This window comes from Pedobacter sp. SYSU D00535 (assembly GCF_017355855.1).
Taxonomy (GTDB): Bacteria; Bacteroidota; Bacteroidia; order Sphingobacteriales; family Sphingobacteriaceae; genus Desertivirga.
Genome location: NZ_JAFEWD010000002.1, coordinates 373539 through 393389, shown reverse-complemented (window position 1 = coordinate 393389; position 19851 = coordinate 373539). Strand labels below are relative to the sequence as shown.

The window sequence follows — 19851 nt, the reverse complement described above, 5'->3', positions numbered from 1 at the left end:
GTGAAACTTTTTATACTGGCTGATCACCTGCCTTACCCTGTTTTATCCATTTTGCTACCTGAACCGTTCTTTGTGCTTGATGGAATACCGCTTCCCGTGTCCCCTCCTGAAAACCCTGACCATTAGCACTCACACTAGTCCCGTAAGGATTTCCTCCAGCACCGTAAATCACGTTAGATGTGTAGCCAGGAGCCGCAATGATAGCGCCCCAGTGGAACATCGTGACGTAAAATGCCAATAAAGTACTTTCTTGTCCCCCATGAGGATTTTGTGCGCTTGTCATAGCACTAACTACCTTATTCGCTAATTTGCCCTGGAACCACAGGCCGCCCGTTGTATCAATAAATTGTTTGAGTTGTGACGGCAGATTGCCATACCTGGTAGGGAAACTAAAGATGTAGGCGTCCGCCCAGTCAAGGTCATCCAACGAGACTTCCGGATCGTTCTTCGTAGCTTCGTAATGTTCTTTCCAGGCAGGATTTGCTTCGATTGCTTGCTGTGGTGCCAGTTCAGGAATCTTTAACACTTTAACTTCTGCACCAAACTCCCGGGCTGCTTCAGCTGCCCACTGAGATAGCTGGTAATTAGTGCCGGTAGCGCTGTAGTAGACAATTGCTAATTTTACTTTTTCCATAGGTTTCCTTCAAAAGTTTGTATAGCAAAGCAACAGGCAGCACAGGCTGGTGTTTGGAAAATTTGGCCGAATAGCTACCCAAGCGTCTGCTGAAGAACAGGGGCGCGCGCGAGTTGGAATTTGTCGCGATAAGCTTTTGGCGTCATACCCACACTTTTCTTAAACATCTCGCGAAAGGCCTTCATGTCGTTATAGCCCGACATCAACATCACTTCCAATATTGTTTTGTCGGTTAGTTCGAGCAGCTTCTTTGCTGCCTCCACTCTCACCTTTTGCAGGTATTCTATAGGTGTTATTCCCGTAACCTGTTTAAACCGTCTGACGATATTTCTTCTGCTGGAAGGGATATTATGAACGATTTCCTCGATGGTTTCCAGCTTATCAAAATTGCTTTCAATCTGGCGCTGAGCCTGCAGTACGATTTTATCACCATGCTCCTGGGCTGGAATAAATGAACCGAAATAAAGTTGCTTGTCTCGATCCATATCGATAGCAAACAGCTTTGCAACTCTTACAGCCATCTCGCGGCCGCAGTATTTTTCGATTACGTAGAGCATCAGGTGGAAGCTGCTGGTAGCGCCACCGCTAGTATACAACCCTGCATCATAAGTGACCACCGCATGGGCCTGAACCCGTACGGAGGGGAAACAACTTGCTAAGGCCAGACTTGCATCAATATGAGTGGTCGCTATCTTATCATCAAGCAAGCCACTGGCGGCGAGCAAAAATGCACCGGTACAAAAACTGCCGATTTCAACACCCAATGCGTACTGCTGCTGCAGCCAGGGAATAAATTCAAGATTTTCCTGAACTGCAACCTGCGGATCACTACCGAAGGCGGGTACAAATATTAAATCCTGCTTGTCTGCTTCATCTATACATTGGGAGATATAGCCGCTATACTGGGACGAAGTTGTACAATCACGCCCGTGCAGCAAGCTAATTCGAAAAAAGGAGCGTCCATGACTCTTCTCGTAAAAGGTATTTACGGTTTCAAACACATCCAGAGCTGCAGCCAAACTGAGCAAGCGATGTTTTTTGGTTAGTAAGAGTGCTAAGTGGATCATAGTGCAAATTTGATAACAAGATAAGAACTTTGTCTTAAAGGGCCATAATTTATGGCTGTTCCTCCCTGCTTTAAAACACTTTTTGTTTACTACCTTTTACCATGGAAAAGTTTGAAACTTCAAAATCATCAGGCGAACATAAACAATTAGCTTCGCTCGTGGGAAAATGGACAGGTATTACTAAAGTGTGGTTTGAGCCCGATGTACTCGCTGATGAATCGCCGGCGAGCGGAACCATCAGTTTAATTTTAGATGGACGCTTTGTTCTTCATGAGTATAAAGGAAGTATGAGTGGAAAAGCATTAGAGGGACTCGCTATTTTCGGGTATGACCTCCAGAACAACAAGTTTCAGTCCGCATGGATAGACAGCTTTCATATGGGGACTGGTATTATGTTTTCGGAGGGGCCGCATCAGGAAAAATCTTTCGCTGTTACTGGAAGCTATGGTAGTCGTGAAATGTCAGAGAGATGGGGATGGAGAACAGAAATTGATTTGAGATCGGAAGATGAACTTTATATTACTATGTTTAACATCAGCCCTTCCGGAGAGGAGGCAAAAGCAACCGAAACTGTTTACAAAAGAATTCTAGAAGCCTAACTCCATATGGACATAAAATTTGAAGGAGGATTAAACATCGCTGTTAAAATCCCCAAAAGTAAATATGAAGAAACCGTTCACTTCTACAAGAAGATTTTGAAGCTGGAAGTACAAGAAAAACCGATTGAACATCCTACCGTCTCGCGCACCCACCAGGTTAATTTCGGAGCTACTACCCTTTGGCTTGATTGCGTGGATAACTACACTCATTCGGAGACATGGCTGGAACTGAAAACATCCGACGTTAACGAAGCTACGGAATATCTTAGCTCACATGAAGTATCAACATGTGATGAACTTGAAAAAATTCCCGAGGGAGCGCATTGGATAATGGATCCTGCCGGGACAGTTTTTATTTTAAATAGTTAAGGCTAGTGGAACCTGAAAATAAAAATCCGACTTTGTGCGGTAGAAATAGCCCGAGATAGCATTTTTTTAATAATATTGCGTGCTTTAGCTATTAATTATTCTAGAAACATGCTTACCCATCACGTGCTATTCTGGCTTAAGCCGGAAACTACAGAACAGGAAAAACAGGCTTTCAGAGCTGGTTTAGAATCACTGGAGAAAGTTGAAACTGTAAAGTCAATGTATATTGGAACTCCGGCTCCGATAAGCCGGGCAGTAGTCGATACTAGCTACACTTTTTCTCTTTTAATAATTTTTGATGATTTGGCAGGGCACGACGTGTACCAGGTGCACCCGGTACACAAAGCGTTTTTAGATGAGTTCAGAGGACTTTTCGAAAAAGTTGTAATTTACGACGCCGTGTAATTCCGGAAATCTGTCCCGGGCCAGGTAGCTAGCATGGGACAGATTTCAGCCTAACCTTTACCTTTAGCTTAATACTAGAAGTTTATCTACTCTAGAACCAGAACCTTTTCCCGCTGTTACTTCAATAGCGCTCTCCTTAAAAAAAATAATGAAAGGATCTTTTATAAAAAATCTGCACCGTGCATTTGTTTTAACTACGCTCCTACTATTGACGGTGTCGCTTGCTTCCTATATTACTATTTACCAGTCAAATAGAAAGGCGGTTTGGGTCAATCACACGGAGCGGGTACTTGAAAAGCTGGAGCTATTGATCTCGAATTTGAAGGACGCTGAAACCGGGGTAAGAGGATATATTATTACCGGCGACCCGGAAACGCTTGAACCCTACGTGGGCTCATATGAGCGGACTGCAAAAACCCACAGGGAGCTGGTCCTTCTTACCCGAGACAACGCTACTCAGCAGGAGGCACTCTCCCGCCTGAGCAACACCATAAGCGACAGATACATGGCTCTAACAAGGCAGGTTAGACTAAAAAGGGAAGGAAAACAGGTGGCGCTGTCATCAGTTACTAAAGGCAAAAAGATCATGGACGAGGCCCGATCGCTTGTTAAAGAAATGCAGCGCGAAGAACGAAGATTGCTGGCACGACGAACGAAACAATGGCAGACGCTTTCCTCGCTGACTCCATTCCTCATCGTTTTTATCACACTGGTCAGCATTTTAGTTACCTATTACTTCTGCAGAGAGTTAAAAATCGTCTACTACAAGAATACGAAGCTACATCGGGACCTTCAGCGAAAGTCGATAGAGACAGAGCGACGGCTTAAAATAATTCAAGGAGTGGCCGACCGTGTGGCGGCGGGTGACTACTCTGTGCGCCTGAATGAAAAACAAAGCGACATACTAGGAAACCTAGCCACTAATCTGAATAGCATGGCTATATCGCTTGAATATTCTTTTAACGCAATAAAGGAGCTGATGATCAAGAAAGATGATTTCATCAGCATTGCCGCTCACGAGTTAAAAACCCCGCTTACAAGCATAAAAGCCTATCTTCAATTCATTGGACGCGCAAAATTAGAATCTGAAGAGGGAAAAAAGGTCTACCCTTTTATTGCTAAGGCAAATGAGCAGACTAACCGCCTAACAAACATAATTAAAGATTTACTGGACGTAGCTCGTATTAATGAGGGGCAACTTGCCCTATCAAAGATCGTTTTTAGTATGAGAGAAGCGGTTCTGGAAGTAGCGGATGAAATCTTTTACAGCATAAAAACACATGAACTAGTTTTAGAAGGAGAACCCGATTTATTTGTGGAAGCAGATAAGCTACGAATCGAACAGGTCCTTGTCAATCTGATATCTAATGCGATAAAATACTCCCCCGGCAGTCACAAGATCATCGTGGAGGTAAAGCAGACCGGCCCCTTCGTGAGGGTCTCTGTACGGGATTTTGGTATAGGAATACCAAAAGAAAAATTACCACTGGTGTTTGAACGGTATTTTCGAGTAGAAGAATCGTCTCAAAACTATGGGGGAATGGGGCTCGGCTTATATATTTCTAAAGGGATCGTAGAAAAACATGGAGGCAGTATTGGTGTGATTAGTAATGAAGGGCGCGGCTCTACTTTTTGGTTTACACTTCCCGCTGCGCAGAAGTGAAAAAGCCTTCCGGAGTGGATGAAGCCGTTCCGGAAGGAGTATTTACAGATCTATTTCAGCACTTCCGCTCCGTCCTCTATGGAGGTGAGATATACTTTCAGGTCCTTTCCAAACTTCTCTTTGTAAGCCTGCTTCACCGACTCTGTTACTTTATCTACCGCATCTGAATAAATGAGATTAATGGTACAGCCCCCAAAACCAGCACCCATCATTCTTGCACCAAGCACATTCATACTTGCTTTTACGGTGTCCACTAAAAAGTCGCATTCCTCGCAGCTCACTTCGTACATATCTTTCAGCCCTGCATGGGTTTCAAACATTTTTCCACCCAGCGACTCAAAATCGTTTTTCACGAGATCCTCACAAGCCCCTTTCAAGCGTTCTATCTCTTGTACCACGTATAAGCAACGTCTGAACAAGAGCTCACTTTCTGGTTTCACGTATTTATATAACATTTCCTCGGTAATATCGGGCAAACCGATAATTTCAGGATGGTGAGCCTTCACCAACTCTACCCCCCGCTGACATTGTTCCCTACGCTCGTTGTAAGCTGAAGAAACCAGGTGATGTTTAACGCCTGTATCAAAAAGTACAACTTTTACCTCAGTGGTTTCAAAAGGGATGTATTCATGTTGATTAGTGTTACAATCAAGTTTAATTACGTGCCCCTTTTTACCAAACAGGCTCGCGTACTGATCCATCAGACCACATTGAACGCCAACGAAATTGTGTTCTGCTTTTTGAGCAATTTGCGCCATTTCTAATTTAGAGAAACCCAGATCGAGCACATAATTTAGTGAAACGGTAGTTGCTACAGTAATAGCAGCTGAAGATGAGAGTCCGGCAGCCAGGGGAATGTCGCCACCTAAAACAATGTTCAAACCAGGCACTTGAACGCCCAGCTTCTTCACTTCGTTGATAACACCTAACACGTAATTAGGCCAGAGTTTCCAGGCCTTCTCCAAAGGATCTACCACTGTTACAATGTGATCACTATAATCCGCAGCGTATACATTGATCTGGTTATCAGACCGGGTACCTATGGCCATATAAATACATTTGTCAATGGCGCCCGGAAGGACAGATCCCAGGTTGTAGTCTGTGTGTTCGCCAATTAGGTTAATTCTACCTGGAGCCCGCACGAGCACCGGTTCGGAATTGTGCAGTTGCCGGAACTTGTCGGCAATCTTTTCAAGCTTTCCCATCGAGTTTAATTATGATTTGGTATAGGCTTTCTGGTTTTCAGAAACCAAACTCAAAGCCCCTTTTCTTTTTTTAGGAATAACCAAATATAATCAGAGGGAATTAGATAAGAAAGGCGTGTGGAAAAGTAGTCAGGGGCGATTGTGCGGAAATCCGACAGGGGGACTGAATAAGAAGGGCCCGAAACTGCTCCGAAAGCCCCTCTTGCAATAAAACCAATAAATGAAAAGCTATTTCTTGATGTTGTTCTCCTCCTTTTCGTCGCCGCTGTTTAGCGTGTCAGGGTCGGGAGTCAAACCTTTTTCAGGCTCTAGGGTAAAAGAAGCTTCTGATGCCCTCGTGGCCTGATTATATCTATCTATGTCCGAATCACCATCATCCTGGTTAGCGCTTCTATTGCTGTTATCGATGGTATTGTCGTGTACCGGCTGGTCGCTTGTATTTTCCTGATTCTCCGGATCAGGTGTTGTGTTATTTTCTAAAGCATTCATAGTAGGCATTTTTCTATTGAAAATGCTACAGCTGCGACTATTGTTTTAAGGAATTACAAACGGCTATTGTTCGGAAGCAGTAAGTCGTATCAGTTTATCGTAAAGATCATCGGGGTTAAACGGCTTGGAAAGGTAACCATCCATTCCTGCATCCAATACTTTACGGTCGACAGCATTGCTTACTGAGGCAGTAAGGGCAATAATAGGCACACTTGATTTTGCAGGATCCTGAAGTTGGCGAATGCGTTTACTGGCCTCGTACCCGTCCATTTCCGGCATATGTAAATCCATCAACACCACATCAAAGTCCTCTGCTTTCAACAAATGGATAGCCACAGCTCCATTTTCCGCTATTTTAGGATTGATGTCCCAATGCGAAAGGATTTTCTTAATCACCATTACATTTACAAGGTTATCTTCAGCAACGAGCACCTTTAACCCTTGTAGCTCATTTTGAATAGCCGGCGCCTCTGATCGCCTTTTCGCTTCCCTTTCGGAGTAGGCGAATTGGATATCAAACCAAAACTTCGTACCCATTCCGGGAATACTCTCCAGGTGTATACTAGTGTTAAACATCAGGAGAATTTTTTTCACGATGGCGAGGCCGAGCCCCGTCCCTCCAAATTGTCTGGTGGTACTTTTGGACGCTTGAGTGAATGGTTCAAATATGTCTGCCTGTTTCTCGGGCGGGATCCCAATTCCTGTATCCGTAACAGAGAACCGAACGGTTAGCAACTCCTTGGAGTGATCAACTACCTCTAGACAAGCCTTCACGCTTCCAGTTTCGGTAAACTTGATAGCATTATTTATAAGGTTGATTAAGACCTGTGTGATACGCGTGGGGTCGCTGTTAACGATTTTATTCTCCAAAAACTTATCGACAACAAGCTCGAAGACGAGTCCTTTTTCAGTTGCTTTAAGCTGCAAGCTGGCCGTGATTTTTTGCAGCAGGTCCGTCAGATCGACAGGAATTTTTTCTAACTCGGTTTTACCGGACTCCAGCTTATTCAAATCCAGGATATCATTTATTAGTGAGAGCAGATTTTCAGCAGAAAACTTGAGTACCGACAAGTTCTCTTTCTGGTCCTCCCGCGGATTTTCCATTAGCATAATATTCGACAAGCCAATCACTCCGTTTAATGGCGTGCGCAACTCATGCGACATTGTCGAAAGAAAGTCCATCTTGGCTTTTGAAGTCTTTTCTAACTCCTTCATAGCCTGCTGTAAAACCTTGTTCATAGAACTGAGGTCATTTTTAGCTTTGGTTACATGGAGAATATTCTGGTTGAACGTCTTAAAAAAATGGTAGTGTAGAAAAACTATTAGGAGGAAATTATAAGTAACGACAAACACATATGCCGGTTGTGATATGGGTTGTGCAGGAATGTTGCTGAAAAAATAATGCTTCCCATCAAGAACAGTGTAAGCGACTATGGGTAGGATATTCAATAGGGAGTAAATAAGCCCCCACTTCTGTCCCAGCACATAAAATGAAAATACGACAACAAGAAAGGCGAATTGAAGAGTAGGGATGTTAGTGCCTTTGACGTAAACCAACAGGTTAGACCACACTACCAGACTTAATACGATGCAGATGAAATGAGATACCTTGCGCCATACAGGGAAATGGTATACCAAGTACACCGACACTACTGCGATAGCAAAAGCGATAAGACCTCGAAAGAATTGAAGTGGTGGCCCCTGGATGAAATAAAGCAGGGTTGCGATAGATGTCAAAGCAAGATTGGCGGTTAATCCATAGCAGAGCACCTTTACGCGGGCCTGATTCAAAGGATCAGTTTCCCTCGCCGCAATCCTATCTAGTATTTGTTTATAGTATTTCAAAAAAACGATATTCTGCATCAATTTGCATATCAAAGTTAGCAGAAGTATAACAAATCACACCAAAAGCAACGCTTTTTTTTATAAAATCAGCAAAAACAGGTACTTCCAAAATCAACACAAAAACATCAATAGAATGCTCCTTCAGCCAACAAAAGTCCCCAAAAGGTAATTCCTCTTAAACTTTATAAAGAATCAGGACGCTATCTCCGTTATAATTGATACTGACTAAATTTACCCGGTTAGCGGATAACCAATCATTTACAAGGGCCTCCAGTGGCTGTATTGACCGTTTCTTTTCTATGATTTTGATCTGATACATTAGAAAATCTATCTTTAGGTTTTGTGAAATTTCAGGACTGCGACAAAGGTAGTCGGATTCTTGTAAGTTTTGCAACAAAGGGTAAAATCAGAAAGGCGCAAACAATGCTGCACTTTAAAAATTACTACTCTATGGTAGAGTTACTAACAGATTTCCCTCCTCATGTTGCAGCCTACAAAGCATCGGGCGCAGTAAGCAAGGAAGAGTACCGGGCGCTGGTGATGTCGCGGGTAGACGAAGTAGCTGCAGAATTCGGTCATATAAATTTCCTGGTTTACCTCGAAACAGACATGGATAACTACAGCCTCGCTGCCTTTTTTGACTACCTGAAGATTAGCTTTAAGCATTTTAGTAAGTGGAACAGGATGGCTATCGTGACCAATGAGACCTGGCTAAGGAAAGCCTACGATCTGCTAAGCCCTCTTGTACATGGTGAAATCAGGACTTATAGGCTCCAGGATATAGACGTTGCCAGAGAGTGGGTCTCGGCACCGTTAAACTAGCTTGCAGCGTTTAAGGGAGTAAGCCAGAGAGTAGGTATAAACCCAGTGAGCCAGTATCAGGTGCGGATAGAAAATTCGCTTATCTGTCTTTGATTTATTGGGGATGGAGAGGAAGAGTTGATGCCAAATCAGCACCGCTACCAGGCCACTTAGCGTACTCGCGAGCGGCTTTAAAGTTACCTTCCGAGATGAAGGACTAACAAGCGCCCTGTATAAAACAAAGGCCCAGCCAGCTCCCATGGTATAATGACCTGTCCATCCGATAGCCTTCGAGTTTTCGGAAGTCACATTCGGTCCCCATCCTTTTATGAACCCTGCCAACAGCAGAGGCTCGCGCATGTTTTCTTTACATATAGCAGAGCAGGCGTAGCTAAAAGTCGTCATACAGGAAGTAGCCATAACCGCCGAACTTAATATCCCTGGAACTTTCATGCGTTAATCCGGGCAAAGGCCAGTCCAAAAATTGCGCTTCCTGCTTGCTTTTAAAAAAAACGGTTACCTAGGGTTTCTGCTTGCTTCGATCTTCGTCTCCTGTCCTACTCCGCTAGCAGATCAATCTATCTCGTTTACCCGGCTGTTGCTTTTTCTGACAAAGGAATACCCCTGCCCGAGCTCCTCCCGCGAATCTTATAACGCTGCCCCAGATACAACGCTGCTATTACCATTAACGTTCCCAGTATCGTGTAGATGGTGATGGGCTCTTCCATCAGCCACCAGGCAAAAAAGAAACCAAAAAAAGGACACAAGAACAGCCATAGCGATGCTTTTACAGTATCAATGCGAAGTAAATAAAACCAGCAGATGAGGCCCACAACAGAAACTGCCAGACTCAACCACAGCACAGAGAAGAAAAAAGAGGTATTATAGGTTACTGCGTGATAGTTACTTGTAAAAAGAGTCACGGGTAACAGAAACACTCCTCCTAGTAACACTTGCCAACCATTTATAAGAAGATTAGGCAGTCGCCAATTTACGGAAGCGTAATAAACGCTCGCGCAAGAAACTACAATCATACTTCCCATCAACAGCACAATTCCGTCTATAGTACTATAACTATTTGCAACAAGCGGCCATGAGGCTACTGCTATTCCGGCCATGCCTAAAGCGATAGCAAAAAGCTCGCTCACCGAAGGCTTTCTGCCCAGATAAACAGCCGAAAGGATCACAATAATTAAAGGATTTGTAGAAACAGCGAGACTGCCAATTCCGGCTGCCGTTTTTTCCATCGCAAAAACATATAGGCCGAGGTATAAAGTAGTGTTGAGCAACCCGAATATCGACAACTGTTTCCATTCGCTTTTAGTAGGTAATCGGTAATCGGGATTTTTTTTTGACAGATAAGAATAGCCGAGGAGGACTCCACCCGCAATGAAAAACCGAATATTAGCCAGAATAAGCGGAGGAGCAACCTGAACACCAACTTTTGTAGCTACAGAGGCCGAAGCCCACAAAACCGAAAATACCAGACCCGTAAATAGATATTTCAATGCACGTATTTTAGAAAGTGCAAAGGTACAAGCCTGAGACGAGAAGTTAGTTTATGTTTCTAAAAAGCTCATCTTTCTATTGCGATGGGCGAACCTTGGTTTTTATCCAGGTTGCCTTGCTCCATAAATGTTCGAGGGGGCCCTGTTTGTAGCGGCTCAGCCACCAACGGCAAAAAACAAGTTGGAGGATAAACAGAGCTATTCCTATAAACAGGGCATAGGTGGCGCCCGTGTATTGGTACATACCGAGTCCAAAACCGTAGTAAACAAACGAGCCAAGGATAGACTGCATGATATAGTTCGTGAGACTCATCCTCCCTACCGGGTTGAGCACACTTACAGCGTTTTTAAAGCGTGTAAAAGAGTAGAGCAACACAAAGAGTGCTACCAGAAAAAACATAAATGCTATGTTGGACCATAGTCTGAAAAGGAGGCGAAGAGTGCGGGCCAATGCCTTCAGTTCGACCATATCATTTACCGACTCCCTCAAAAGGTAGAGAGGGACAAAAGCGATCAGTGAAAAGACCAGCACTTTCAACCAGAATCGGCTATGCTGCAAGTGGAGACAAAACCTTTGTTGCCTTCCCAATACTACCCCTATCATAAACAGTGCAGGAGTTTGTAAAAATCTGCCATTCTCCCAGAACCAAAAGAAAACACCGGGCTTCCCATTCAAGATATTTTCCCTTAGCACAGTGAAAAAAGATCCTTCGGCAAGGTAGGTGGCAATTTTAGCAAAATAAGGGTCCGAGAGGTTAGGATCAGGCTGATAGGCTGGATGAGTAAATATATAAATTGCTTTGCCAACTAGAAAAGGCTGAAAGAGAAGCACTAATGCAGTTACGAGCAGCGTTCGGTCACTCATATTCGACATGGGGACGAGTGCAATTCCCAAAACGGCATAGAACGAAAGGATGTCTCCCTCGTAAAACATCGTATTGATGAAACCGAAAATGAGCAAAAGAAAGAGTCTCCACATAAACCTTAACCGGAAGTCAACACCCTTACTTCTCTGATTACTAATTTGTAGATAAAAAGTAAAGCCGAAAAGCAACGCAAATATTCCATAGGCCTTACCCGCAAAAAGAAAAAATAGCGTATCCCACACTACGCTATCCACGCTCTTAATTACCGGCGGCAAATCTTTTGGCAAATAGTAAAAGTCAAAATGTTCGATGTTATGCAGCAGCATGATAGCAAGAACTGCAAAGGCGCGTAAGGAGTCGACCAGATCGATTCGGGAAGCAGGCTCGGTATTCGTCATAAATTCTCTTCGGGATATTGAAGACAAGTTAAGACTTAGTTTATAATTTTTAGCTAAGGTAGCAGTAGTTTTGATTAGACGTGATCAGAAGGATGAAAAAACAAAAGCAGCTGTTGAGTAAATCGAATAACAGCTGCTTTTGGGACTGCTACTCTCCTACTTTTTGCTGCTGGGGAGCTTCGTTATACCCCGGCACTTCGGCTGCCTCTGCAGTTCCTTCGGAGTTACCTTCCAAATGTTTTTTGAGGCTATCCAGCCCCTGGTTCCAGCCATCCAGATGCGGCTGCGACGCTTCCTCTGAACTAAAGCCACTTTGAGTTATCCTGATCGAACTACCTCCTTCGTCATCGACAAACTCAACCTGTAGCGTGTATTTGCTTTCATCGGTGTTCACTTCCGGGAGATTCCAGTTCCAGCTGTAGACAAGGCGCTCGTTTGGCTGAACTTCCTGGTAAGTACCTTCAATCACAAACTCCTCGCCCCCACTTCTTGAAAACCTGTAGCGAACGGTGCCACCTTCTTTCTGGTCATCCCTGAGCTCTTCCAGCGTGCTACCCAGCGGTTTCCACCATTGTTTCAAGTCCTCTTCTGTGGTCCAGGCTTTAAACAACCTCTCTCTCTGCACCGAAAAATTCTTGGATACCTCCAGACTGTTTTTTTGATTTGTTTCCATAGTATTAGATGTTTGAAGGGTAACAAGCAAGTTGGAGCAATTGTTACCCTAAAACATCATCTTAAATACACAAAAAAAAATTACACTGCCCTTTGTAAAGCGCCGGCAAGACAGGTATTAACTTTTAGAATAAGATCGTCCAGATCGAAAGGTTTAGCAATAAACAGATCACAATTATAATTTCCCAATGAAAGGAAAACTTTGGGATACGCCGACATCATTATAACGGGTATAGCGGCTGTTGTCTCGTTGGATTTGATGAGATGACAGAATTCGCCCCCGTTGATGTCCGACAACAAATAATCGATAAGCACAAGATCAGGTTTGAAAACGGCTATCGTTTCAAACATCTGTTCACAATTGGGAAGTTTTGCCACGTCAAATCCGGCAAAATCAAGAATTTCTCCAACAGCCTCTAAAATACCCTGATCATCATCGATCACCAAAATTCTTTTTTTCATTAGATAGTTATGATTATACAAAGGTACAGATTGATATCCTCCTCGATACGGGATGAACTACGGGAATTGATCCGTAGAAATACGGCACTTCCATCATGATATTACCCTTGTCAATAGGTGTATGAGCTGTACCTGCGGCATGGCTGCAAGGCCAATTTTACACATCCTGTTAAGGGCATGAACCGGTGGTATATATTCTCTTTGCCGATCCTTTCCATGAACGCTAATGCATCCGCAAAGGCCCAACGCTACTCCAGACTGCGAAAGCCACCCAACGTCATTTGCTTCCCATCCATAAGCGGAGGTCGTTCGGTCTCTTCTATCACCACATCCATCACATCGGTACGAGTTGGAATTACCGGACTTACCTCTTGTATTTACCGTGGTGAACCGGTAATTCTACTTGTGCTATCTAAGAGCTGGCAATACTTTTTCGCCAAAGTCTTTTATAAACAACTCCTGCTCGCGGTTCACGTTATGCAATATAATTTTTTGAAAACCTAAACTTTCATACTCCTTAATCCATTGGGTGTGCTTTTCCGGGCTTGCAGATATATTCACTTTTCCAAACAAATCCTCCGGTTTCACAAACTCTCCTGCTGCGTCGAAGTGAGCCACAGTAGGTAGATCTGCCAGCACCGTGCCCTGAAAGATGTTAGTCTTCCACTGGTCGAAAGCGCCCATCAGCGCTTCTTCTTCGGTATGGGCATAAGATAACTGTACTTTCAGGTACATAGGTTTTCCTTCCCCCCCATTGTCTCTGAAAGCTTTAACCACTTCACGTAATTCTTCTATAGGCTTGGATATGGTGATCAGGCCGTCGGCCCATGAGCCTGCCCATGCTGCTGTCTCTTTCGTCACGGCAGCTCCAATAAGCAATGGCGACACAGGAGGAAGGGAGTATAGTCTGGCATTTTCGACCTCCACCAGGCCACGGTGGCTCACTGTTTCACCTGCCAGCAACCGGCGCATCACCGTAACACACTCTAGCAGTCGCTGATTTCTAATTTCCTTAGGTGGCCAAACCTGACCGGTAATCTTTTCATTGAGCGCTTCCCCGCTTCCCAAAGCCACCCAAAACCGGTTGGGAAACATTTCAGCAAGCGTAGCTGCCGCCTGCGCGACGATGGCAGGATGATATCGCTGACCGGGAGCACAGACTACCCCATAGGGCACAGAGCTATTTCGCATAGCAGCCCCGAGCCAGGCGAAGGAAAAGCCGCTGTGTCCCTGTCGCTCGCTCCAGGGATGGAAATGATCAGAAGAATTTATTGCCTGAAAACCCGCTTTTTCAGCCAGATCTACCAATTTTAACAACTCAGAAGGCGCAAACTGTTCGTGCGATGCCTGGTATCCTATCTCTGCCATGCATAGCTGACAAAATCAGAGCGGCTTCTGTTTGAAAAATTTAAAAGAAGGGTATTTGTAACGACTGACCTCCATCTAACACTCGCAATTCATCGCTCGCTTAAAACTGGCAATTCATCGTTCGCTTAAAATAAAACTGACCTGTCTATACTTTTTAGGGTAGGTTTCCCGCAGAGGCGCATGGCGATCTCTAACTCGTTTCTCAACATATTCATCACTTTTGTGACACCGTCAGCGCCACCAGCACCCAAACCGTAGCAAGGCGGGCGACCAACCAAAACCGCATTTGCTCCCATCGCTAAGGCTTTTACCACGTCGGTTCCCCTTCTGATCCCACCGTCCATCAGTAGTGGAACACGCCCCTTCACTTTATCTGCAATAAAAGGCATCACCTCCGCTGTTGCTGGAAGGGTATCCAGATTACGACCTCCGTGGTTAGAAACGATAATACCGGAGGCGCCCGACTGAATAGCAAGCTCTGCGTCGTCAGGGTTAAGAATACCTTTAAGTACCACAGGCACTTTGGTAAACGATTTAAGCCACTCGATATCTTTCCAGGTGAGGGGTTTAAGGGTTTGAGGAATCTTACCACCACGAGCCATGGCACGGTCAGAAAGATAGGGTGCGTGAACGTCGCTTGGCAAAGCAAACTTCGACTTGATTTGCCGGTCACGACTCCCGTTGATCGGCGTGTCAACGGTTACGCAAATAGCTGTCACTCCGTTTTCAATCACCTTAAAAATCAACTCTTTCGTTTTCTCACGGTCGTCCCAAATGTATAATTGGAACCATAGGGGACCATCTGAGGATTCTCGGATCTCTTCAATAGGTGTGGTGGTGTTGGAACTGACCACATAGAGCGCCTGTGCTGCTCGGGCTCCTTTTGCCGTCGCTATTTCTCCATCAGGGTGTATAATACGATGATAGGCAGAGGGCGCGATCAGGATGGGGTACGGAAGCTTTTCTCCAAAAAGATCCACGGAAGTGTCTAACTTACTTACGTCTGTAAGTACTCTCGGCTTCAGGCGGATCTTGTCGAACGACTCCCTGTTCCACTTTACCGTAATTTCGTCTGCTGCCCCGCTGTCAATAAAATCATAGGCCATTTTGCCTATCCGCGCTTTCGCGAGCTGTTCGATATCGTACAAATTAACAGCTTGAGACAAATCCGGAGAGGGATCAGCTGTAAGAATAGACGCAGCTGTGTCATTGATGCTTTCCGGCTTGGCCAGCAGCTTTTCAGGTAAGAGAGATCCGGCTACCAGAGAACTGGTAGAGATCAACATTTTTCTCCTTGATAATTTCATTTTCCCAGGGCTAAACCCCTAAAGTTAGAAATTTTCCCGGGACAAGCATGGGAACCAGGGAACAGAATTCTGTAACAATTTGCACTAGCGCTCAAATCGAACCTCGAAAAACTTTTTTAATTTTTCTTTACGTTTTTGCCTTTGCTTCTCGCGATCCTTCTCCCAGTCTTTTTCACGATCGTTACCGGCGTACAATGCCTGTACTCTTTTCGCCTCAGCTTCCCTTGCTTCGGCAAGCGCTTGCGCTGCCCGGACAGAGTCTTCCAGCCGCTGCGCATTTAAATATTTCAAAGAGTCTCTCAAGCTTCTGTTTTCAGCATTCAAGAGCGCCGTATCAGCTACAAAGGCGGCATCCGCTCTGCTGCCTGATATCCTGGAAAAGCCTGACACAATCAGAAAGAGCAGTACCACTCCAATGGCCACTTGAGCTCCGACATTTAGGCCCGCAAATTTATTCTTGTAATACGCTAAATTACCTGCCCATCCACCAGCACTACGTTCGGTTGGTGCTGCTTCGCGCCTTCCTCTTTTTTGCTGCAGCAGCAGCGCCCGCAGATGTTCATTTTCTTTTTTAATCACGGCAAGCTCTTCGGCGTTTCTTGTAGCTGTCGTCAGAGGTTGAAGACTATTGAAGAGAATGGCCTCCTGCAGTTGCATGCCATCCGCAAAGCGATTTTCCGGCTTTTTTTCGAGACATTTGTTAACCAGCTGGACCAGCCATTCAGGCACCTGCATTTCTTTTTGTTTTCGCTCTTCCGACCAGTTTTCGGGCAGGTGCTTCCTCCTCAACTCGAGCACGTCAGGCACGGGAGCCTCGAGGTGCGATACCATCACGTTATTCCGAGACGTTTCACCGTTGTCGGCCAGCGGAAAAGGAACAACTCCTGCAAGAAGTTCAAACAGAACTACTCCAAAGCTATACACATCTGTTTGGAAGAACATTTCCCCCTGATTCTGTTCAGGCGCCATAAACTCAATAGCTCCCGCCTGTCTCAAGCTTGTTCTCCTTTGCTCATCCGACATAATTGCCAAGCCAAAATCCAGAAGCATATAATTACCCGTGTGGACATTGAACTTCACATTGTTGCTTTTCACGTCGCCATGTTTTACAGCTACCCGATGGCAATGGGCAAGCGCATTTGAGAGATGGCTCGCCACTTTTATGACTTCCGGAACAGTGAAAACAGGATCATGAGGCGGCTTTAGCAGCTCTTCGAGGTCCGGCCCCTCAATGAATTCCATTTCGATAAAAGGAAGTCCTCCACTCTCGGTAATCCCTGAGCTTAAAATCTTTACGACATTGGGATTGGGCAGTTCGTTTACCTTTTTAAGTTTGGCAACCTCGTTCTGAAAATCCCTGAAGTTCTTGTCGTCATTATCTTCCCTATGAATAGGCGTGGGCAATAATTTTACTGCCGTAATAATCTCTCCAATTCTTTTTCCTTTGTAAACAGAACCCTGCCCTCCGGTTTTCAGCGCCCCCATATTTTCCAGGCCTTCTGTTATTGTAAATATTCTGCTCATAATAGCATAAGTTCTAATGAGTCCTCTCAACTAGTTAAGTAATCTTAAAAAAGAAAGGTGTTATCTAAGTGTTTTGTGCGACAGGCCAGGCTGTCTTCCTCTATAAAACCAATATCGGGCCAAAGATTTCAGTAATTCATCATCTTCTTTCCCTAGACATTTTTCAAAAGCGAAAAAACAGATGAAGCACTCACCTGCAGACGGTAGACCGCCCCCCCCTACCGGGGTACTTTCAGATTCCCACATAGAAACAGAGGCAGTTCCGACAAGAAGCAGGGAGAAAAAACGAGTCTTAAGTCGCGAAAAAAAATATCGCCACTATTTTAATTATTGCGTGTATCATGTAGATTTGATATACAATTATTTTTAAACCCACCAAGCCAAATCACAATGAAAAAAATCTTACTCTTATTCCTCGCATTCCTTATTCATCAAACTGTTCTGGCCCAGCAAGAAGACACAGATCAAAAGTTTGTTGATTCTGTTGAGAAGTCTTTCAAGTACCAGTATGGAGTTATTAAGCTAGGTAACGGCATTGGAAGTATTTCTGTACCCAAAGGATTCAAATACCTTGAACCAGTACAGGCAGAGAAGGTACTGACTGACTATTGGGGAAACCCTAAAGGTGAAAACTTGACTCTGGGACTACTTCTCAGGGAGGATCAGAACATTCTTGACGCCGGGGGTTATGTATTTAACATCCAGTACGATGAAATTGGTTATGTAAAGGATGATGATGCAGATGATATAGACTACGATGAACTGCTGAAAGAGATCCAGGAGGAAACGAAAGAAGAAAATAAGGAGCGTGAAAAAGCCGGATACGAACCCGTAACCATTGTTGGCTGGGCGGCGAAGCCGTTTTATGACAAGGACAGGAAGATACTACATTGGGCTAAGGAGGCTAAATTCGGTAAGGCGACTGAAAACACATTAAATTACAATATTCGGGTGCTTGGACGAAAGGGAGTGCTGGTACTAAACGCCATCGCATCCATGGGAAATTTGGCCCAGGTGCAGAAAGACGTTCCACAAGTATTGAACATAGTACAATTTGAAGAGGGTTTTACGTACGCCGACTTCAATCCGGATCTGGACGAGGTAGCAACCTGGACTATTGGCGGCTTGGTCGCCGGAAAAGTGTTGGCTAAAACAGGCATTCTGGTGATGCTTTTCAAATTCTGGAAATTCATTTTGATTGGACTGGCAGCAGTAGCAGGCCCTATCTGGAGACGAATTACCGGAAGAAAAGAAGAAAAAGAAGAAGAAATGGCTGTAACTGAGGTCGAAAATCCGTCATCAGAAGAAGAAAAAGTTTCTTAACCGGCTGAAATATTAACGTGCAATTAAGTTTAAAAAAAGGGAAGCCTGCTGGCTTCCCTTTTTCTATTTTAGCGCGACTTTACATAGGTAAGTCGTTAAAAAAATAAATTTTGCACACCTTTTTCTTCCGATATCCGTATTAGGAGGGTAAAACGGAAGCATTTATCCTATTTAAAATATGGGCCTTTTTAATTTTCTAACCAAAGAAATTGCAATCGATCTTGGCACGGCCAATACACTTATAATGCACAACGACACAGTTGTGGTAGACGAACCTTCAATTATTGCCTTCGACCGAACCACTAATAAAGTTTTGGCAGTAGGGCGGCAGGCTATGCAGATGGAAGGTAAAACACACGAAAACATCAGGACATCAAGGCCACTGAAAGATGGAGTAATAGCCGACTTCAGTGCGGCAGAGCATATGCTCCGCGGCATGATCGGGATGATGAACAATGGGCGCCGTTCCATGTCATCTTTGAGGATGGTTATTTGCGTCCCTTCGGGCATTACGGAAGTTGAAAAAAGAGCAGTAAGAGATTCGGCGGAAATTGCGGGTGCAAAGGATGTGTACCTTATTCCAGAACCGCTTGCAGCCGCTATTGGTATTGGTATCGACGTAGAGCAGCCTGTAGGCAACATGATTATAGATATTGGCGGAGGAACTACAGAAATAGCCGTAGTGACACTTTCTGGTATTGTGTCTGATCAATCTCTGCGTATTGCTGGCAACACCTTTGATGCAGATATTACCAATTACATTCGCCGCCAGCATAACATTATGATTGGCGAACGTACTGCAGAGCGTATTAAAATGGAGATCGGTGCGGCCATGCCTGAGCTTGCTGACCCACCCGCAGATTTTGCAGTTCAAGGTAGAGACTTAATGACCGGGACGCCAAAACAGATCACGGTTTCATATACAGAAATCGCCCATTGCCTTGACAAGTCGATATCTAAAATTGAAGAAGCTGTGCTAAAAGCACTTGAAATTACGCCGCCGGAACTTTCGGCAGATATTTATCAAACCGGCATTTACCTAACGGGTGGAGGGGCGATGTTAAGAGGCCTCGACCGGCGTATATCTTCCAAAACCAAGCTTCCAGTACGGATAGCTGATGATCCGCTGAGAGCAGTAGCACGGGGAACCAATATTGCATTAAAAAATATTGATAATTACACCTTTTTGATGAAGTAATGTTTTGGGGCCCGAACCGTTTCTTTCGGCAAGGCCCCAACTCTTCGTCCCAGGCTTAACAATTGCCTCACGCTCTCCTTTACCAGCCACTTTTGGCGATTGACGCTTTGGTTCCAGCGACTCAAAAAGTAGATTAAAAATCTGCTGG

At 44.5% G+C, this 19851-nt stretch carries 20 protein-coding genes; 7 read left to right on the top strand and 13 right to left on the bottom strand.

The window, feature by feature from the left end:
* Positions 1-10 precede the first annotated feature (10 nt).
* Together wrbA and J4N23_RS06190 are read right to left on the bottom strand one after the other, a co-directional pair.
* Positions 11-634: an NAD(P)H:quinone oxidoreductase gene (gene wrbA / locus J4N23_RS06195; RefSeq protein WP_207426157.1), complete on the bottom strand. Its 624-nt coding sequence runs from the start codon at positions 632-634 to the stop codon at positions 11-13.
* A gap of 74 nt (positions 635-708) precedes the next feature.
* The gene (locus J4N23_RS06190; protein WP_207426156.1) at positions 709-1701 is read right to left on the bottom strand and encodes a GlxA family transcriptional regulator; all 993 of its coding nucleotides are present in this window, start codon (positions 1699-1701) and stop codon (positions 709-711) included.
* Positions 1702-1802: 101 nt separating this feature from the next.
* Between J4N23_RS06190 and J4N23_RS06185 the strand changes: the two genes are divergently transcribed.
* The 4 genes from J4N23_RS06185 (at position 1803) to J4N23_RS06170 (ending at position 4737) form a co-directional block, all read left to right on the top strand.
* Positions 1803-2300, top strand: coding sequence for a DUF1579 domain-containing protein (locus tag J4N23_RS06185; RefSeq protein ID WP_207426155.1), 498 nt, complete (start codon positions 1803-1805; stop codon positions 2298-2300).
* 6 nt (positions 2301-2306) lie between these two features.
* Positions 2307-2669 (top strand): glyoxalase, encoded by a 363-nt coding sequence (locus J4N23_RS06180; RefSeq protein ID WP_207426154.1) that lies wholly within the window; start codon positions 2307-2309, stop codon positions 2667-2669.
* Between the two features lie 108 nt (positions 2670-2777).
* Complete coding sequence (locus tag J4N23_RS06175) at positions 2778-3074, top strand: Dabb family protein (protein WP_207426153.1); 297 nt, start codon at positions 2778-2780, stop codon at positions 3072-3074.
* Between the two features lie 148 nt (positions 3075-3222).
* Positions 3223-4737, top strand: coding sequence for a CHASE3 domain-containing protein (locus tag J4N23_RS06170; protein ID WP_207426152.1), 1515 nt, complete (start codon positions 3223-3225; stop codon positions 4735-4737).
* A 50-nt stretch (positions 4738-4787) separates the two neighbouring features.
* On the opposite strand, the gene galK is transcribed toward J4N23_RS06170, so the two are convergent.
* The 3 genes from galK to J4N23_RS06155 all read right to left on the bottom strand — a co-directional run bounded on the left by galK (position 4788) and on the right by J4N23_RS06155 (position 8294).
* Positions 4788-5942, bottom strand: a complete 1155-nt coding sequence (galK, locus tag J4N23_RS06165; RefSeq protein ID WP_207426151.1) for a galactokinase — start codon at positions 5940-5942, stop codon at positions 4788-4790.
* A gap of 228 nt (positions 5943-6170) precedes the next feature.
* Positions 6171-6431, bottom strand: coding sequence for a hypothetical protein (locus J4N23_RS06160; protein WP_207426150.1), 261 nt, complete (start codon positions 6429-6431; stop codon positions 6171-6173).
* 63 nt (positions 6432-6494) lie between these two features.
* On the bottom strand, positions 6495-8294 hold the full coding sequence (locus J4N23_RS06155) for an ATP-binding protein (protein ID WP_207426149.1): 1800 nt from the start codon (positions 8292-8294) through the stop codon (positions 6495-6497).
* Between the two features lie 432 nt (positions 8295-8726).
* Between J4N23_RS06155 and J4N23_RS06150 the strand changes: the two genes are divergently transcribed.
* Positions 8727-9098 (top strand): STAS/SEC14 domain-containing protein, encoded by a 372-nt coding sequence (locus J4N23_RS06150; RefSeq protein ID WP_207426148.1) that lies wholly within the window; start codon positions 8727-8729, stop codon positions 9096-9098.
* On the opposite strand, the gene J4N23_RS06145 is transcribed toward J4N23_RS06150, so the two are convergent.
* The 8 genes from J4N23_RS06145 to J4N23_RS06110 form a co-directional block, all read right to left on the bottom strand.
* The gene (locus J4N23_RS06145; RefSeq protein ID WP_207426147.1) at positions 9090-9530 is read right to left on the bottom strand and encodes a hypothetical protein; all 441 of its coding nucleotides are present in this window, start codon (positions 9528-9530) and stop codon (positions 9090-9092) included. The genes J4N23_RS06150 and J4N23_RS06145 overlap by 9 nt on opposite strands.
* 134 nt (positions 9531-9664) lie before the next feature.
* Positions 9665-10585 carry a DMT family transporter gene (locus J4N23_RS06140; RefSeq protein ID WP_207426146.1) on the bottom strand — a complete coding sequence of 307 codons (921 nt, stop codon included), beginning with the start codon at positions 10583-10585 and terminating at the stop codon, positions 9665-9667.
* A 76-nt stretch (positions 10586-10661) separates the two neighbouring features.
* Entirely contained in the window at positions 10662-11849 is a 1188-nt protein-coding gene (locus tag J4N23_RS06135; RefSeq protein ID WP_207426145.1) for a DUF418 domain-containing protein, read from the bottom strand.
* A 148-nt stretch (positions 11850-11997) separates the two neighbouring features.
* A complete protein-coding gene (locus tag J4N23_RS06130) occupies positions 11998-12522 on the bottom strand; it encodes an SRPBCC domain-containing protein (RefSeq protein WP_207426144.1) in 525 nt (174 codons plus the stop codon).
* Positions 12523-12602: 80 nt separating this feature from the next.
* Positions 12603-12983, bottom strand: a complete 381-nt coding sequence (locus J4N23_RS06125; protein WP_207426143.1) for a two-component system response regulator — start codon at positions 12981-12983, stop codon at positions 12603-12605.
* A 408-nt stretch (positions 12984-13391) separates the two neighbouring features.
* Positions 13392-14351: a TIGR03885 family FMN-dependent LLM class oxidoreductase gene (locus tag J4N23_RS06120; RefSeq protein ID WP_207426142.1), complete on the bottom strand. Its 960-nt coding sequence runs from the start codon at positions 14349-14351 to the stop codon at positions 13392-13394.
* 125 nt (positions 14352-14476) lie between these two features.
* Positions 14477-15658: an alpha-hydroxy acid oxidase gene (locus tag J4N23_RS06115; protein ID WP_207426141.1), complete on the bottom strand. Its 1182-nt coding sequence runs from the start codon at positions 15656-15658 to the stop codon at positions 14477-14479.
* Between the two features lie 84 nt (positions 15659-15742).
* A complete protein-coding gene (locus J4N23_RS06110) occupies positions 15743-17182 on the bottom strand; it encodes a serine/threonine-protein kinase (RefSeq protein WP_207426140.1) in 1440 nt (479 codons plus the stop codon).
* 390 nt (positions 17183-17572) lie between these two features.
* Between J4N23_RS06110 and J4N23_RS06105 the strand changes: the two genes are divergently transcribed.
* Both J4N23_RS06105 and J4N23_RS06100 read left to right on the top strand, forming a co-directional pair.
* Positions 17573-18505 (top strand): DUF2167 domain-containing protein, encoded by a 933-nt coding sequence (locus J4N23_RS06105; RefSeq protein ID WP_207426139.1) that lies wholly within the window; start codon positions 17573-17575, stop codon positions 18503-18505.
* A gap of 178 nt (positions 18506-18683) precedes the next feature.
* Positions 18684-19703: a rod shape-determining protein gene (locus J4N23_RS06100; RefSeq protein WP_207426138.1), complete on the top strand. Its 1020-nt coding sequence runs from the start codon at positions 18684-18686 to the stop codon at positions 19701-19703.
* Positions 19704-19851 lie beyond the last annotated feature (148 nt).

Coding starts and splice junctions, on each gene's coding strand:
- J4N23_RS06170 (WP_207426152.1), top strand. CDS start 3,223: ATGAAAGGATCTTTTATAAAAAATCTGCACCGTGCATTTGTTTTAACT.
- J4N23_RS06130 (WP_207426144.1), bottom strand. CDS start 12,522: ATGGAAACAAATCAAAAAAACAGTCTGGAGGTATCCAAGAATTTTTCG.
- J4N23_RS06190 (WP_207426156.1), bottom strand. CDS start 1,701: ATGATCCACTTAGCACTCTTACTAACCAAAAAACATCGCTTGCTCAGT.
- J4N23_RS06185 (WP_207426155.1), top strand. CDS start 1,803: ATGGAAAAGTTTGAAACTTCAAAATCATCAGGCGAACATAAACAATTA.
- J4N23_RS06180 (WP_207426154.1), top strand. CDS start 2,307: ATGGACATAAAATTTGAAGGAGGATTAAACATCGCTGTTAAAATCCCC.
- J4N23_RS06110 (WP_207426140.1), bottom strand. CDS start 17,182: ATGAGCAGAATATTTACAATAACAGAAGGCCTGGAAAATATGGGGGCG.
- J4N23_RS06135 (WP_207426145.1), bottom strand. CDS start 11,849: ATGACGAATACCGAGCCTGCTTCCCGAATCGATCTGGTCGACTCCTTA.
- J4N23_RS06105 (WP_207426139.1), top strand. CDS start 17,573: ATGAAAAAAATCTTACTCTTATTCCTCGCATTCCTTATTCATCAAACT.
- J4N23_RS06155 (WP_207426149.1), bottom strand. CDS start 8,294: ATGCAGAATATCGTTTTTTTGAAATACTATAAACAAATACTAGATAGG.
- J4N23_RS06175 (WP_207426153.1), top strand. CDS start 2,778: ATGCTTACCCATCACGTGCTATTCTGGCTTAAGCCGGAAACTACAGAA.
- J4N23_RS06125 (WP_207426143.1), bottom strand. CDS start 12,983: ATGAAAAAAAGAATTTTGGTGATCGATGATGATCAGGGTATTTTAGAG.
- galK (WP_207426151.1), bottom strand. CDS start 5,942: ATGGGAAAGCTTGAAAAGATTGCCGACAAGTTCCGGCAACTGCACAAT.
- J4N23_RS06145 (WP_207426147.1), bottom strand. CDS start 9,530: ATGAAAGTTCCAGGGATATTAAGTTCGGCGGTTATGGCTACTTCCTGT.
- J4N23_RS06115 (WP_207426141.1), bottom strand. CDS start 15,658: ATGAAATTATCAAGGAGAAAAATGTTGATCTCTACCAGTTCTCTGGTA.
- J4N23_RS06160 (WP_207426150.1), bottom strand. CDS start 6,431: ATGAATGCTTTAGAAAATAACACAACACCTGATCCGGAGAATCAGGAA.
- J4N23_RS06100 (WP_207426138.1), top strand. CDS start 18,684: ATGGGCCTTTTTAATTTTCTAACCAAAGAAATTGCAATCGATCTTGGC.
- wrbA (WP_207426157.1), bottom strand. CDS start 634: ATGGAAAAAGTAAAATTAGCAATTGTCTACTACAGCGCTACCGGCACT.
- J4N23_RS06120 (WP_207426142.1), bottom strand. CDS start 14,351: ATGGCAGAGATAGGATACCAGGCATCGCACGAACAGTTTGCGCCTTCT.
- J4N23_RS06150 (WP_207426148.1), top strand. CDS start 8,727: ATGGTAGAGTTACTAACAGATTTCCCTCCTCATGTTGCAGCCTACAAA.